This window comes from Winogradskyella sp. ECml5-4 (assembly GCF_036903175.1).
GTDB lineage: Bacteria > Bacteroidota > Bacteroidia > Flavobacteriales > Flavobacteriaceae > Winogradskyella > Winogradskyella damuponensis.
The window spans coordinates 137,325-152,538 of record NZ_JAYJLF010000001.1 but is presented as its reverse complement, the minus strand read 5'-3'; the positions used below and the strand labels follow the sequence as shown (position 1 = coordinate 152,538).

General features: G+C 33.4%; 13 protein-coding genes. 9 read left to right on the top strand and 4 right to left on the bottom strand.

The annotated features are described in order from the left end of the window. The first annotated feature begins 27 nt into the window (after positions 1-27). The 6 genes from VDP25_RS00580 (at position 28) to VDP25_RS00555 (ending at position 6,508) form a co-directional block, all read left to right on the top strand. Positions 28-2,874, top strand: coding sequence for a T9SS type A sorting domain-containing protein (locus VDP25_RS00580; RefSeq protein WP_334465473.1), 2,847 nt, complete (start codon positions 28-30; stop codon positions 2,872-2,874). 11 nt (positions 2,875-2,885) lie between these two features. Then, the gene (locus tag VDP25_RS00575; protein ID WP_334465471.1) at positions 2,886-4,364 is read left to right on the top strand and encodes a T9SS type A sorting domain-containing protein; all 1,479 of its coding nucleotides are present in this window, start codon (positions 2,886-2,888) and stop codon (positions 4,362-4,364) included. 5 nt (positions 4,365-4,369) lie between these two features. Next, complete coding sequence (locus tag VDP25_RS00570; RefSeq protein WP_334465468.1) at positions 4,370-5,065, top strand: hypothetical protein; 696 nt, start codon at positions 4,370-4,372, stop codon at positions 5,063-5,065. Between the two features lie 64 nt (positions 5,066-5,129). Next, positions 5,130-5,489: an MmcQ/YjbR family DNA-binding protein gene (locus VDP25_RS00565; RefSeq protein WP_334465465.1), complete on the top strand. Its 360-nt coding sequence runs from the start codon at positions 5,130-5,132 to the stop codon at positions 5,487-5,489. A 118-nt stretch (positions 5,490-5,607) separates the two neighbouring features. Beyond that, on the top strand, positions 5,608-5,841 hold the full coding sequence (locus VDP25_RS00560; protein WP_334465462.1) for a hypothetical protein: 234 nt from the start codon (positions 5,608-5,610) through the stop codon (positions 5,839-5,841). Between the two features lie 91 nt (positions 5,842-5,932). After that, the gene (locus VDP25_RS00555) at positions 5,933-6,508 is read left to right on the top strand and encodes a PhnA domain-containing protein (protein ID WP_334465460.1); all 576 of its coding nucleotides are present in this window, start codon (positions 5,933-5,935) and stop codon (positions 6,506-6,508) included. Here VDP25_RS00555 and VDP25_RS00550 read toward each other — a convergent pair. Next, a complete protein-coding gene (locus VDP25_RS00550; protein ID WP_215927032.1) occupies positions 6,505-6,645 on the bottom strand; it encodes a hypothetical protein in 141 nt (46 codons plus the stop codon). The two genes, VDP25_RS00555 and VDP25_RS00550, sit on opposite strands and share 4 nt — an antisense overlap. A 365-nt stretch (positions 6,646-7,010) precedes the next feature. On the opposite strand from VDP25_RS00550, the gene VDP25_RS00545 reads away from it, so the two are divergent. Then, a complete protein-coding gene (locus tag VDP25_RS00545) occupies positions 7,011-7,337 on the top strand; it encodes a hypothetical protein (protein ID WP_215927034.1) in 327 nt (108 codons plus the stop codon). A gap of 100 nt (positions 7,338-7,437) precedes the next feature. Here VDP25_RS00545 and VDP25_RS00540 read toward each other — a convergent pair whose 3' ends face one another. Together VDP25_RS00540 and VDP25_RS00535 are read right to left on the bottom strand one after the other, a co-directional pair. Further along, positions 7,438-7,905, bottom strand: a complete 468-nt coding sequence (locus VDP25_RS00540) for a YybH family protein (protein ID WP_334465454.1) — start codon at positions 7,903-7,905, stop codon at positions 7,438-7,440. Between the two features lie 299 nt (positions 7,906-8,204). Beyond that, positions 8,205-9,305: a DUF4407 domain-containing protein gene (locus tag VDP25_RS00535; protein ID WP_334465453.1), complete on the bottom strand. Its 1,101-nt coding sequence runs from the start codon at positions 9,303-9,305 to the stop codon at positions 8,205-8,207. Positions 9,306-9,475: 170 nt separating this feature from the next. On the opposite strand from VDP25_RS00535, the gene VDP25_RS00530 reads away from it, so the two are divergent. Both VDP25_RS00530 and VDP25_RS00525 read left to right on the top strand, forming a co-directional pair. Further along, the gene (locus VDP25_RS00530; RefSeq protein ID WP_334465451.1) at positions 9,476-10,843 is read left to right on the top strand and encodes a T9SS type A sorting domain-containing protein; all 1,368 of its coding nucleotides are present in this window, start codon (positions 9,476-9,478) and stop codon (positions 10,841-10,843) included. A 76-nt stretch (positions 10,844-10,919) separates the two neighbouring features. Beyond that, entirely contained in the window at positions 10,920-11,987 is a 1,068-nt protein-coding gene (locus tag VDP25_RS00525; protein WP_334465448.1) for a TIGR03032 family protein, read from the top strand. A gap of 143 nt (positions 11,988-12,130) precedes the next feature. Here VDP25_RS00525 and VDP25_RS00520 read toward each other — a convergent pair whose 3' ends face one another. Then, positions 12,131-15,214 carry a M56 family metallopeptidase gene (locus VDP25_RS00520; RefSeq protein ID WP_334465445.1) on the bottom strand — a complete coding sequence of 1,028 codons (3,084 nt, stop codon included), beginning with the start codon at positions 15,212-15,214 and terminating at the stop codon, positions 12,131-12,133.

The following is a 15,214-nucleotide window of genomic DNA, read 5'->3' as shown; positions in this document are numbered from 1 at the left end:
ATTACATAACAAATACAATCTTTTATCATGAAAAAACAACTACTAATTCTGGCTTTTATTCAGCTTACATTTATATCCTTTTCACAAACAACTTATACGGTTAACAGTCCAGCAGATTTGCCAGATATTAATCTCAACGATTCTTTTTGTGGAGATGCACAAGGTAATTGTACATTACGTGCAGCTATTCAAAATGCTAATAAAACAAGTGATAAGGATCGTATAGAATTTGATATCTCTGGTAATGCACCATTTGTTATTACGGTTACAGATGTATTACCTCCTATAGAACAACCGCTTATTATAGACGGTAGAACACAATTAGATTATATCAACTCACCAATAATAGAAATCGATGGCTCTGCTTTAGCAGGTACGCATAATGGTATACAACTTATAGGGAGTTCTGAAGGAAGTGAAATTTATGGATTGAGTATTGGTGGTTTTAAACGAATGGATACTTATCCCTATAGTTTTGGTTTTGGCGTTTATTCAAATACAGGAAATCATATTTTTCAATCTAATTATATAGGAATCAAACCTGATGGCATCACTATCAATTCTAATACAGGAGGTGGATTGTATTTTAATAATACGGGAGGAAATGTGATTGGCGGCACGCAGCCTAATCAAGGCAATGTCATTTCAGGCAATGGAGTAGGTGGACTTACTTTTGAAGGATCTGAAATAAATTCGGCTGCTACAAATAATCTTGTTCAAGGCAATTTAATAGGTACGGATGCCACCGGAACCTTAAATAAAGGAAATCGTTTTAATGTTCAGTTTTTAGATGCACCGAATAATATATTAGGAGGAAATTCTGCGGGAGCTCGTAATATTATTTCTGGCAGTAGTGCATCTGATGATAATACTGTAGGAACGGGAGTAGCGCTTTCAGGGGCTGAGTCTTATGGTAATTTAATTATAGGAAATTATATAGGTACAGATATTACAGGAACGGAAACTATTTCTAATGTTAGAGCTGGTGTTATGGTATTATTTGGAGCAAATAATAATAGTATTGGAACAGACGAAGTAGGTGAGGGAAATTTAATCTCAGGCAATGGACAATACGGCATTTATTTTCAAGGAAACACAGCGGGACCTGTGGTTTCTAATAGTGTAAAAGGCAATTATATAGGTGTAGATGTTACAGGTAACTCAGCATTGTCAAATCAAATAGGCATTATGATGCTTACAGGTGAGAATAACAACAATACTATTGGAGGTACAACAGCCAATGCTAAAAATGTTATCTCAGGAAATACTGTTGATGGAATTACGATTATTAGCGGTAAAGGCAATCAAATACTTGGGAATTATATTGGTACAAACGCTTCAGGCACATCAGCAATAGCTAATTATGCAGGGGTTTATCTACAAGATAGTAATAATAGCATTGGTGGATCAGAAGTGGGTTCTCGAAATATTATTTCTGGTAACTCTATTGGAATAGAGATTTCTGAAAGCACATCGAGTGGGTCTATAGTGCAAGGGAATTATATTGGTTTAAACGCCTCAGGTGATGATGCCATTGGCAATGTTACAGGGATATCTTTATCAACGTCATCAACCAATAGTGTTATTGGTGGAACAGACCCTTTAGATGGAAATATCATCTCAGGAAACAGCAATATCGGAATGTCTCTTTCAGGAACATCACACACCATTCAGAATAATTATATAGGCTTAAATCCAGCAGGAAATGGAGTCATAAAAAATGCAACGGAAGGATTAAGATTGTCTGGGACTTTAACAGGAACCCTAGTATTAGAAAACACAATTTCTGGTAATGGCACAATTTCAAGTCAATCTAAGAATGTCAACTTCCATGGAGCCAATGACGTTCATTTTATGAGTAATAAGGTAGGGACTTTACCAGATGGAAATACCGAAGTCACAAATGTAGGAGTTGGTATTTTATTGAATAACAGTAGTAATAACATTATTGGCGGAAGTACATCTAATGAGGGGAATATTATTGGAGGTCATAATTTGAGTGGAATAAATGTATTCTTTGCCTCAAACAACAACACTTTTGGTTATAATCATATTGGTGTAGGTTTAGATGGAATTACCAATATTGGAAACGGTCTTCATGGGATTTCAATTACAGGTGCAAATACAGGTAATACAATTACAAATAATATCATAACAAACAACCAAAAAGGAGTTGAGCTAAGTCCTAATTTAGGTGTTTCTACTCAAGTGACAATTTCTGAGAATAGTATATTTAATAATTCGGTTTTAGGAATTGATTTAATCGGCACCACAGAAAATGATGTGGAGGATGCAGATACCGGAGTTAACAATCTTCAAAACACACCAGAAATCAGTGCGATTGTAGATTTAGGTGACGATGCTTTAGAGGTGACTTATTCAGTTCCGAGTTCTATAACGAATTCTGTTTATCCTATGGTGATTGAATTTTTTGGAGCAACAAATGGTCAGGGGAAATTTTTCATTGAGGCAGACAACTATCTTGAACCAGGAAATAAAACCGTTACATTAAACCTTCCTACCGGATATGATGTGGATGATTATCTCACCATTGTAGCAACCGCTACTGATGCGAACGGAAACACGTCAGAATTTGGAATTTCCACAGACTCTACATTGTCTATAGAGCAGTTGGTAAATGATACATTCAAACTATATCCAAACCCAGTATCTGACAGGTTGTTTATTCAATCACCAAGTTCAGAAGTCTATCATTTAGAAATAGTAAACACTTTAGGTCAGGTTGTTTTAAGTAAAATAGATAATAATGCTTCAATAGAGTTAGAGGTTTTAAATTTAACTAATGGACTTTATTTTATAAATATTTCATCTGAAAGCGGCAATTCTGAAACCATAAAAATTATTAAAAAATAAATACACTAGCCATGAAAAAAATAATTACAAATTTTAGAATTTTTTTGCTAATTGGGTTAATTCCCATAATCGGTTTAGGGCAAACTCAAATAGGAGATGACATAGATGGATATACAAGTAATCTTTTAAGTGGTTATAGTGTAGCGTTGTCTAATGATGGCAGTGTTGTTGCAATTAGTTCTCGCGGAGCTTCTAATTTTAGAGGGGTGGTTCAGGTGTTTCAAAATGTAGATGGTGTAAGGACACAAATGGGTAATAATATACTGGGGGAAGCCATAGGTGACTTTAGTGGAGCTAGTGTTTCTCTCTCTGCAGATGGCAGTGTCGTTGCTATTGGTGCTACTAATAATAGTGACAATGGAGAAAGTTCTGGTCATGTGCGAGTATATAAGTATATATCTGATGATTGGATACAAGTAGGTAGTGATATTGATGGAGAAGCACTGCACAATGGATCAGGAAATAGTGTAGCGCTTTCAGATGATGGTAATACCGTTGCAATTGGTGCTTATCTTAATGACGGATTTGCAACTAATGCAGGACATGTAAGAGTATATGAAAATATTTCAGGAGTTTGGCAGCAAAAGGGAATTGACATTGATGGCACTGGATCTGGTCATTATAGTGGATTTAAAGTTTCTATTTCTGCGGACGGTAATACCGTAGCTATTGGCTCACCATATGCAGCAACTAATGGAATTTATCATGGTTATGTTAAAATATATAGATATATAGAAGGAGGTTGGGAACAACTAGGACCTAATATAAAAGGCATAGGTGATGGACAATGTGGCAAAAATGTTTCTCTTTCTGCCGATGGTAATATCGTGGCAGTTAGCGCTCCTGCTTATTCTGGACCAAGTCATGCACATGTTCGTATTTTTCAGTACAATGCTGGAACGTGGCAACAGATAGGATCTAGTATCAATAGTGGCAATGCTAATGGTACTGGTCATGGATTATCTATTTCAGCGGACGGGAGTATAGTAGCTATTAGTAGTATTTTTGGTAGTGTGAATGGTGCAAACTCTGGTCAAGTACGAGTTTATCAAAATGTTTCAAATGTTTGGACACAAATAGGTGTCAATATCAATGGTGAAGCAATATATGATCAAAGTGGCGTAGGCCTCTCTCTTTCGGGTGATGGAAGTACCCTTGCTATTGGTGCTCAATATAATAGCGGAAACGGTACTGATGCTGGTCATGTCAGGATTTTTGATTTATCGGATGTTTTGGGAATGAATCATTTTACCCATAAAAATTATGAAATATACCCAAACCCAGCAACAAACAGTTTAACTATTAAAACTCAACTTATAGATAATTATCAGTTCAAAATAGTCAATCAGTTAGGTCAAGTAGTATCTGAGAAATTTAATAATACACCTTTGACCACGTTGGACGTTTCAGGGTTAATTAAAGGACTTTATTTTTTAAGTATTAATTCAGAGAAAGGTGGACTACAAACCATCAAATTCATTAAAAACTAAATCTCATGAAAAACGCATTCTTATGTATCATTAGCATTTTGGTATGCAATTTTGCACAAGCTCAAAGCCAGCCGAAAATTAAAGATTATCCTTTTGAAAGTTTAGATGTTGATGTCTTGGTACTGCCTTTTGGTATGGAACATCCTATAAAAATAGGACACATGTCAAAATCTGGAGATATAAAGTTTGATATTCCCAAAGAGCTTCCTCAGCTATCAAAAGAAATGGAAGACAATTTTATGAACGATGTGGCTTATACGCTTTTTGATGTTTGTGATACTAATATGGTTGCTGGAAATGAAAACATTAAATCGGTTGAAACCGGAGCGCTTTCACTTTGGACTACCGACAAGCGTTATGTCGGTGTAATTTTTACAGTTTCGGATGAGGAACTTTTGCCTTGGATAGAAGACCCAGGTTATAATGAGCCTGTTTTAGGATCGTATTTCGAATTGATTTATGTAGCCTCTTCCTTTAAGTACAAAGGAGAATGTATGCAAACACGAATGCTAGACGATGGAGATGCAGAAATACGATTTAGCTATGATATCGACTTAAAACCCGGTTTTAACTTCATTGAATATAAAATAGATCATATTTATAAAACCGACCCAAACGTCATAGCCTCTTTCCCAGATAAAATTTTGGTAAGCAACGTCGAAGACATTCCAAATTGTAAATGGATAGGAAAGTATTTTTAAGATGCTATAAAATTCAGTAATTTTAAACACGTTCAAAGGCTAAATTTTTGAACGTGTTTTTGTTATGAATATAGAGGATTACAGAAATTATTGTCTAAGTAAAAAAGAAGTCACCGAACATTTTCCTTTTGATGAAGATACCCTAGTGTTTAAAGTTTTAGGAAAGATGTTTGCTTTAGCATCTCTAAAGCGTTGGGAAAATGGAGAAGCCTTTATAAACTTAAAATGTGATCCCGAATACGCTCAAGAATTAAGAGCAGAATACGACAGTATAAAGCCAGGTTATCACATGCACAAACAACAATGGAATAGCGTTTATGTGCATTCTAGAGAGCTCTCAGTCCAACTTATTAAGGAATTAATAGACCATTCCTATGATATGGTAGTGAAAGGACTACCAAAGAAATTGAGAGAAACGCTGTAAAAGTGGCTTTTCCATTCGTCGACACTTATCTACCATCCGTCTACTAAAAGCGACCAAATCGTTTCCTTCTAACGGAAAACGTAATTACCAATTAGAAGCAGATAAAACAAGTAATTTAGTGGATTGTGATTTTTTTACAACAAATATTTTTGAAGTCAAATCAAATCAAAAGAGAGATTATAGCAATTTAGATTCGTTTGTCATATTTATGTGTGTTGAAGGTACTACTAAAGTAGGTATAGGTAATAAAACCGAAATTGTAGCTATGGGTGAAACCATTTTAATACTAGCAAATACTGATGCTGTAACGTTTAATTCAGAAGGATCAAAACTCCTCGAAGTCTTTATATAAACGAGTTTGTGCTATAGTTGTAAAAGGCTTTCTGAAAAAAGGAGAAAAAGTCTTAATTAATTTTACATTTGCATAATAATTATACTTTATTATGTCATTAGAAAGAGAACTACAAAAGCGCAGTGGCTCCAAATGTGAGCTTTGCGGCAACGAAGAAAAATTATCGGAATATACAGTTTCGGATATTAAAGAAAACGGATTAAAAACAGTTCTATATGCATGCAATGTGTGTACAGAGCAAATGAACGATTCAGATGCTATTGACGTCAATCATTGGAGATGTCTTAACGATAGTATGTGGAGTGAGCACAATGCCGTAAAAATTATGGCTTGGAGAATGCTAAACAGAATAAAAGCAGACTGGACACAAGATTTGTTAGGTATGATGTATATGGAAGAAGACATCTTAGAATTAGCAAAAGCTTCTGGAGATGGTGAAGATGAAGAGAATAAATTAATTCATAGAGATGTTAATGGCGTTATCTTAGAACATGGAGACTCTGTAGTTTTAATAAAAGACTTAAAGGTTAAAGGTTCTAGCATGGTAGCTAAACAAGGTACAGCCGTTAGAAATATAAGACTCGATCATGAAAATGAAACCTATATTGAAGGTAGAGTAGATGGACAGCAAATTGTTATTATTACAGAATACGTTAAGAAAACTTAATCCGAATCTTTTTTGTTAAAAAAGTCAAAGCTTAACGGAATTAAACACACCATAAATAAGTACTGCCCAGTTACTAAACCATAAATTGTAATTCCGGCCAGTAGTACCATTAATATTACTTTGTACTTGTATTTCATGTGTTAGTTTTTATTTTTTATAACGTTATATCTTGTAAAAATAGAAATTTTGCGGTGTACTTATATAAAAATATACGGTTTCATAAGTGTGGTTTCTAAACTAGGAAATCTAAAAACGCATTTTGATATGCTTGATTATAACTGATTTATCCTTTATTTTTCCTACATTTTTGTTGTTAAAAAACGTGTAGTTGGTCGAAAAAATAGACAGACCTATTCGAATAATCTAGTCAAATTACCATTTATCGATTATATGGCTAGTGACCTAAGGATATGTTAGATATTGTGGTCATCCCTCTAAATAATAGCACAAGTTTTACTGATTAATAGCTCAAATTAGTATTAACAATTTAACATTATTTATTATGGATTTAGAAATTACAAACTACAATAACCGCTATCAAATAAAAGGAACTTTAAATAAGTTAAGTTTAAAAACTTTTAATGAGCATTTTGCTAACATTTTTGATAAGTTAGACGACGTGTTACTAGATATAGAGCGTGTAAAAGGTATAGATAGAGCTGGAGTTATGGCATTAGCTAAACTGCATAATGAATCTATTACTAAATCTAAACGATTATCTATTATAGGATTAGGATGTAAAGAATTATATCAGCATTTTAAATCTGAAGATCAACCACAACGATCAGAAGAAAATGACACAATGGCTAGTGCTATTGTAGCAGCTTAAGCCTATTTCTATTATACATTTAATAAAGTGTTTCCAATTCATTTATGGTGATAGATAAATGTTTCGGACACACTTTATTTTTTAATGTTCACTTGTATTTTTAGCAAGACATATCAGCTACAATTTTCCATTTCCCATTTATCTTTTTGAAGATAATAATGAATACTCCATTCGCATCACCAATTTTACGTTTTAGGTGATACTCACCCATTACCCAATAATTATCTCCTTCAATTTTTGAAATATCATTAATAACAAATTTTAGCGTACCACTTTCTGATTTTGTAGGATAAGCTTTTTTATAATTAGCTAATGTTTGCTCCCATCCTTTGGTGAGTCCATTACTTCCGTAGAATTTTAGTGAGTCACTTTTCCAATAGCCTTGCATAAAACCTTTCATATCGTGATTATTCCACGCGATTTCTTGGTCGTGCATTACTAAACGTATGCCTGCCTCAGCAAGTTCGTTAGATTTACTTTTGTGCGTTGTTTCTGTGGTGACATCAGCCTTTATACTAATGCAGCTAAAACATGATAAGGCTATGGCAATGGCGGCAAAATATTTCATAAGAATTGGTTGTTATTTATCATCTAAAAATAAGAACAATTTAGAGAACACTATTTAAATTAATTTTCGCGGTTTGTTCAGGGAATAACTAAACACCCCTAAAGTCCCCTCTAGGGGACAATCCACTCAATATAAATTATTAGAAAATTACAATTTAAAAAATCAATGGATAGACGGTTTACGATGAAAGCAAAAATAGTCTAGGTTACAATTGTCCCCTTGAGGGGACTTTAGGGGTGTAACATTATAGTTTACAGGCTAAAAAAGATTGATTAAACCCTAACAAGTTTAAAGGCGTTTTATAAAATACCCTTTTGTTGTTTTAAAAACGCATCTGCTTGATTTTGCATGAGAATTCTTGCCTGCTTTCGCTTATAGTTCATCACCGCTTCTTCATCAGCAATCTCAGTATATACTTTATTGTTAATGTCGTTATCGGTTTTTAAAAGGAGTTTACGTTCAGCAACCTTTTGCATAGTCCACGTTTTAATTGTTGTTTCTTGGTCTTGTAATCTATAATCAAATTCTCCTTTTGGTGCCAATAATTTTGCAATGATTGGTGAGGTCTCAATAGCTAAAAACAAAAGAAAAATAAAAAAGGACGGTAGCCAAGGTAATTCACCCAAAGCGGTAATACGTGCCATAAGACCATCAAAATTATCAATCACAGGTTGTGTCTTTGTAATATTAGTGGTGTAATTTTCTTGAAGCATTGCTATTTGTGTTTCAATCGCTTCTATTTTTGTTTTATTATCGGATTTTAACTGTTGTAATTCGGCCAAACTAGCATCGTGTTTATCTCGTTTTTCTTTATAAACAGGCCCTTTTCCTAAACGTTTAGAGCCAGCGGTGCCTTCGGCTTCCAAAATGTAAGTATTGTATAACCCATTGACTTCTGCTTCTTTTAAATCTATTTGAGCGTTTAAGCCTAAAATCTCATTTTCAAGTTCTGCAATTTTAGGATTAAACTGTTTAGCGATTTGGTTTTGATTGGCTAGGGTTAAATCATTTTTTTGCTCTAAAAGCACTTGATTAATTTCTTTTTCAAAAATCTTTAATTCTAAAGGTTTTGAAATGACTACGGCAATAATAAGTGCTAATAAAATTCGAGGTGTAGCTTGAAGGATTTCGTCTAAAATATTGTCGCGTTTTTTAATAGCTGAAACAATATAACGGTCGAGATTAAAAATGAGTAACCCCCAAATTAATCCAAAAAATAGTGAAGCATAGAGGTTGTCAAAAACGGTAAAGAGTGCATAGCTGGCGGCTATAGTTGCCATAACAGCGGTGAAGAAAACGGTCGCTCCAATACCAGCATATTTGTTCTGTTCGCCAATGGAGCAGTCGTTTAAAATATCGGTGTCAGCGCCAGAGCAAAGGATGAAGAATTGCTTTAACATAAGTGATTGATTTTTTGATTGATTACCTATTAGAACGCTAAAAGTTTCCATTTGTTACAATAAATGGCTAATTTGGGTGAAAATTTGTCATCATATTGCATTTGATAATGATGATTTATTAATAAGATTTAGCGAAATACAGACTTATAACCAATCATAAAAAACGAGAGATGAAAAAACAATTATTCATTAGAAAAAAGCGTCAATTCCGAGCTTTGCTTAAGCAAATTGAGACTTTGAAACAAGAAGGGTCTTGGGGGGATTTAGCTTCTAAAACGCAAACCAATTTATTACATAAATTAAATCGACTTTATAAAGTTTTAAAGTCGCATTTTACATTCTCAGAATGGAGACGATGGGTGTACCCAAGTTTTGCGATGTTAGGTTTTTTATCCATGTCAAATTCACTTTCAGCGCAAACGTTAAATACGTTTGAAGCAGGTGTTGTATTGCAATCAAACGGATCTGATATTTATGCAGGAGCAGCTAATCCTACTTTTGCGGATTTGGATGGTGATACCGATTATGAATTGTATTTAGGTCAGTTTGGTGATGCTGCAATTGTAGTAGAAAACTATGGAGAGTTTGATGTTAATACGATGGAGTTTGGTGCGCCAACAGATTTAATAAATGCTACAAGTTCAGGTTGGTACGATTATAGTTCTCCTGTATTTGCAGATTTTGATGCAGATGGTGATTTAGACCTTTTAGTGGGTGTTTATGGTGGAGGTATAGATGTGTTTCTTAATGACGGAAATAATGCTTTTACATTTGATTCAGCAGTATCAGCAGACGGATCAGCTATTAGTGTTGGAAACGAAGCAAAACCTGCAATTGCAGATTTTGATGGCGATGGTGATTTAGATTTAATTGTTGGTGTACATACAGGTACGCTTTCGTTTTTCGAAAATACAGCAGGAGCAGGTAATGCTATGGTTTTTGCAGCAGGAGTAAACGTTCAAGCTAATGGAGTAGATATTGCTTTTGAACCTAGTGGTCCTGTTCAAGCTTATCCATCACCAGAATTTGGAGATTTAGACGAGGATGGAGATTTAGATTTAATTGTTGGTGAAAATGCAGGATTTGTAACTTTCTTTGAGAATACGGCAGGAGCAGGTAATGCTATGGTGTTTAATACTGGTGTTAAATTACAGGCAGCTGGAGCGGATATTGTTGCAGGTCTTTCTACAGTGGCAGTTGTTGATTTAGATAAAGATGGAGTAGATGATTTGATAGTAGGTCAAGGTACAGGTGCTGTCACTTTTTATAAAGGAGTTAGTTCTAATTTAAGTGTCTCAGACTTTGATAGTCAAGCATTATTACATGTATTTCCTAATCCTGTAAAAGATGTTTTTACTATTGAAACAAGCTTTGAGATTAGTAGTGTAGCGTTATTTGATATTGCTGGTAAACAAATAGACATACAATTAGCTAATACAAATGAAGTTGATATTTCTAATTTGGCTTCAGGTATTTATCACGTTAAAATCTATGATAATAACAACAGAACGACGACAAGAAAAATAATGAAAAATTAATTTTTATTTTCAACTTTTATAAGATGCTACTCTAATTTGGAGTAGCTTCTTTTTTTTGTTTTAATATTTACAAATAATGAATCCAGAACAACCAATCTCACCATTTCAATTAGAACATACACCTCAAGTTCCTGAGCTTTTATATAAGTTACAATGTAGTATTGTCCTTTCTACTTTTCAAGCTGGTAAAATTGTGACATTATCTCCTGTCAATGAAGATAGAATAACACAATTGGCTAGGAATTTTAATAGACCCATGGGAATTACTTTTACAGATAACTATGAAAAATTAGCTATTGCATGTGAAAATGAAGTTATTCAGCTTAAAAACTCAGAAATACTAGCAAAGAACTATCCTAAGAAACCCAATACGTATTCTAATATGTACTTTCCAATGAGTACAAATTATACTGGGAAATTAGATTTGCATGATTTGTCGTATGGAACAGATAACAAGCTATATGCAATAAACACGTTGTTTTCTTGTATCTCTACTTTTGATAATAATTATAACTTTAAGTCGTATTGGAAACCTGATTTCATTACTGAATTAAAACCTGAAGATAGATGTCATTTAAATGGTATGGCTATGAAGGATGGTAAGCCAAAGTATGTTACGGCATTTAATACTGGAAATACAGCTAAAAGTTGGCAGAAAGATTTAACAAAAACAGGTGTGTTAATAGACGTAGACACTAATGAAATTATTTTATCTGGTTTAGGCATGCCACATACACCAAGATTTATAAACGGAAAACTGTATTTGCTATTATCTGCAACTGGTCAGTTGGTTGAGGTCGATATAGAAAACAAATCGTATACAGAGGTTATTAATTTAAAAGGTTTTGTAAGAGGGATGTCTTTTTATAAAGATTATTTATTTATTGGTCTCAGTAAGTTACGTCAAAACTCCTCTAGTTTTGCCCATTTAGATGTCGCAAAATTTTCTAATTATGCAGGAGTTGCTGTAGTCCATTTACCAACTAAGAGTTATCAAGGTCTATTAAAATACAAAACATCAGTAGACGAAATCTACGATTTAGAGATTCTGCCAGACTTTTTGCGGCCTAATATTTTAAACAATTTTACAGAAATGCATAAACAAGCTATACTTGCAGAGGATAGCTGTTATTGGGTTGGATAATGTGATTTTTTTTAAGAAGAATTACAGTATAAAGAATTAACGGTGAGAATAAAACAATCCATATACTTAATATCAATACATAGAAAAGCCTCGGTAATCGAGGCTTAACTTATTCTATGTTATGGTTTTTAAACCTTATTAATTTAATCAGTGATAGTAATAACTATAGGTGCTATCTTTGAGTCAGAACTATCTTTGAGCGCAAACAGCACAAGCTGATCATCTTTTTTTGCGCTTTGAAGGTGCTTTAGGGCATCAACATTTAATGTATTACTGTTTATCTTCTGAGTTGGTATACCAGGGATTTTGAACTTAAATTCGGTTACTTTTCCATTTTTAGTACTGAGTATTATATCCTTAATCTCATTTCTTGTCAAAGATAATTTCCCTGATCTAATAGTTTTACCATTAACTATGGGTAAGATGCTTTCTTGTTCTTGAGGTTGAGGATCTTCTACAACTTCGATAATTTCACTACTATCAGTTTTAAAGATAAACGGTTTGTTTTCTTTTGCAGGAGGTGGAGGTGGCGGAGGTGGCGGCAGTCCTTCCGATTTCTTTTGTTGCTCTTCTGTCATTAGGTTATAAATACCTGTGAAGTATTCGTAATGTTCTTTTTTAACCATGAGATGGTTGCCATTTGGGTCTTTTAAACTTTTAACCCAATTATTGTATGCCTCAATTTGGCTGTCACTTACCTTTCCCGTTTTAATAGTTGGTGGTGGAGGCGGAGGTGGAGATTGAGGAAAAGGTTCAGCAATTTTTTTCTGTTCCGTTGTCATAGAATTATAAATACGCTTGTGTTTGTCGACATCTTTTTGTCTAACGATAGGGTAAGTGTTTTTATTAGGGTTTGCTTTTGCCTTTGCGACAGCAGTATTTATTTTCTTAGCCCAAGCATTATATTCGGCTATTTGTTTTGCCGATGGTTTTTGTTGGTCCTTAGTTTTGCTCTCAAGACCTGAAAATGGATATTCAACAGATTTATTTTTCTGCTGTGGAGTCATTCTATTATAGATTTTTGTGAATTTTATCAACGCTTCTTCGTTAATAGGTGGATAAAATGTAGTATTTCCTGAAAGCTTTTTACTGTCATTATGAATCTTTTTAGCCCAGGTATTATATTCAGCAATATCTTTTGCTGATGGTGTTTGTTGGTCTGAAAAATGGCTTTCAATTGCAAAAGGCGTGTTGCCTTTAGCTCTGTTTATTTCCTGATTTGGTGTAACAATGCGATAAAATCCGTAATCTTGAAGTGAATTGTAGATAAACCATGTTTCCTTATTAGAAATTTCTTTGGTGGATTTTACATGAATATTCATCATATTATTTCGAATTTCTGGCGTAATGTCTTGATGTAATTGATTAAATACATCTACAAATGTGCGTTTCGTTGCTTTAATACCATCAATTAAGTAAGAATCGTCATTTAAAATTTTTAGCTCAATACTTCTAGCGTAGATTTTCTTATTCTCAGCACTAGATAGTTTTACTATATAGTTACCATTAGAATCTTTTTGGGTTGTCATTTCTGTACGCTTACCCTGATGGTTTGTGGCAATAGCTTTTGCTTCTTTAGCAGAAATTTTTTCATCATCTAAATAGAAAGACGCACCTTCTTGTTCCATTTCAATAATGTATTCTAAAAAAGAAGGGTTGTATGTACGTTCAGTATCTCCTATGTTTGGACCTCCTTTAGATGTTTGTTGTGTTGCAGGAGGTGGAGGTGGAGGTGGAAGAGTCGCTGTTTCTTCTGCTGTTAACTCATTACGTTTTTTGTAATATGTTTTACCATTAAGGGTAATTTGCACATAAGGTTTTATTGGTGAAATAGGTTTTTTTACTTTTGCTTTATTTTCTTTAGACATTCTAAAATATAAGCCTCCTAAATCTGAAAATAACTCATCCATTTCTTTTTGTACGTCAGCTGATTTATGGATGTAATGTGGTTCTGCAGTTCTTAAGGATTCGTAGATGTCGTACTTTTTAATATAATCTCTAAATTCTTCTATTATAGCTCCTTCTAGAAAAAACTCAACTTTATCCCACTCTACTTCGTTGACGGTATAAAGAACTTGGTGTTTTTTTAGTATAATGAGTGCTTTAAAATATATAACTAGAGAGGTTTCTTTGTCTGAACTAAAACTGAGATTATAGGTCTCTTTATGAGAAAGTTCTTTTAGAAATGACTCTAATGATTCTAAACTTCCTAATTTATCATTAATTAAAATTTGATTGCCATGTGATATTTGAACTTTAATTGTTTTTGAGTCTTTAGATATTTCAATCCATTTTTTTACATTCTCATCTGGTTCATATTGAATTTGAGAACTTTTAGAAGTTTCATTAGGCTCTATTTCAATATATTCCTTTTCAGCAAAACTGTAAAAAAGAATCGCAATAATTGGCAATACTAATAAAGTACTTAGCCAAATTCTGGTTTTTGAGGTTTGTGTTTTCATAACTGTAAATCGTTTTTTGATTGATGAATAATTGATGGCACTCGATAAGTGATGATTTTGAGTGTTTGATGAAAATTGTAATAAGATGTTCTGATAGGTTTTAGCATCAGATCCATGTTTTAAAACGGCTTGATCTGCTAAAAATTCGTGATTGAGTTTTACATGATGTTTCAAAATGTAAATTAAGGGATGAAACCAAAATGCAATTTGAAGTAATTCTAAAATAATAATATCTAAACTATGCAGTTGCCTGGCATGCGTTTCTTCATGAAGCATTACTTCTTTTGGGATGTTATGAGATTCGTATCGATTTTTATTATAAAAGATATATTTAAAGAATGAATGTGGAATTAAATGTTCTTTTAATAGAACATAAACAAAAGAATGTTTGACTATATTCTCATTGGTAGAAATTCTTTGCTGCATTTTTACGATATTAATCACAAATCGAATTGAAAATAGCAAAACACCAATACCATAAATAAACCAAAGTGTAGTTTCTAGATTAAAAAAGGACCTGTCTTCAATTGGCATTTCAACAAATGACGGTTCTATTGGGATAAATAGTGGTGCAGTTTCTAAATTGCTAATTACGGGAGCAATGTATTCTGTTACTGTTAATGTTGGAATAATTAAGGCTAGAGCGAATGTTCCTAAAAGATAAAAACGTTTAAAATGATGCATGTTTTGCTGCTCTAAAATAAGAACATATACTAGCCAGAATACTAACAAACAAGCCGAAAATTTTAGTACAAAGATTTCCAT

Bases quoted from the DNA above. Each gene is read 5' to 3' on its own strand.
- VDP25_RS00540 (WP_334465454.1), bottom strand. From the start codon at position 7,905: ATGAAATATTTTGCCGCCATTGCCATAGCCTTATCATGTTTTAGCTGC.
- VDP25_RS00525 (WP_334465448.1), top strand. From the start codon at position 10,920: ATGAATCCAGAACAACCAATCTCACCATTTCAATTAGAACATACACCT.
- VDP25_RS00565 (WP_334465465.1), top strand. From the start codon at position 5,130: ATGAATATAGAGGATTACAGAAATTATTGTCTAAGTAAAAAAGAAGTC.
- VDP25_RS00535 (WP_334465453.1), bottom strand. From the start codon at position 9,305: ATGTTAAAGCAATTCTTCATCCTTTGCTCTGGCGCTGACACCGATATT.
- VDP25_RS00550 (WP_215927032.1), bottom strand. From the start codon at position 6,645: ATGAAATACAAGTACAAAGTAATATTAATGGTACTACTGGCCGGAATT.
- VDP25_RS00530 (WP_334465451.1), top strand. From the start codon at position 9,476: ATGAAAAAACAATTATTCATTAGAAAAAAGCGTCAATTCCGAGCTTTG.
- VDP25_RS00520 (WP_334465445.1), bottom strand. From the start codon at position 15,214: ATGGAAATCTTTGTACTAAAATTTTCGGCTTGTTTGTTAGTATTCTGG.
- VDP25_RS00580 (WP_334465473.1), top strand. From the start codon at position 28: ATGAAAAAACAACTACTAATTCTGGCTTTTATTCAGCTTACATTTATA.
- VDP25_RS00545 (WP_215927034.1), top strand. From the start codon at position 7,011: ATGGATTTAGAAATTACAAACTACAATAACCGCTATCAAATAAAAGGA.
- VDP25_RS00555 (WP_334465460.1), top strand. From the start codon at position 5,933: ATGTCATTAGAAAGAGAACTACAAAAGCGCAGTGGCTCCAAATGTGAG.
- VDP25_RS00570 (WP_334465468.1), top strand. From the start codon at position 4,370: ATGAAAAACGCATTCTTATGTATCATTAGCATTTTGGTATGCAATTTT.
- VDP25_RS00575 (WP_334465471.1), top strand. From the start codon at position 2,886: ATGAAAAAAATAATTACAAATTTTAGAATTTTTTTGCTAATTGGGTTA.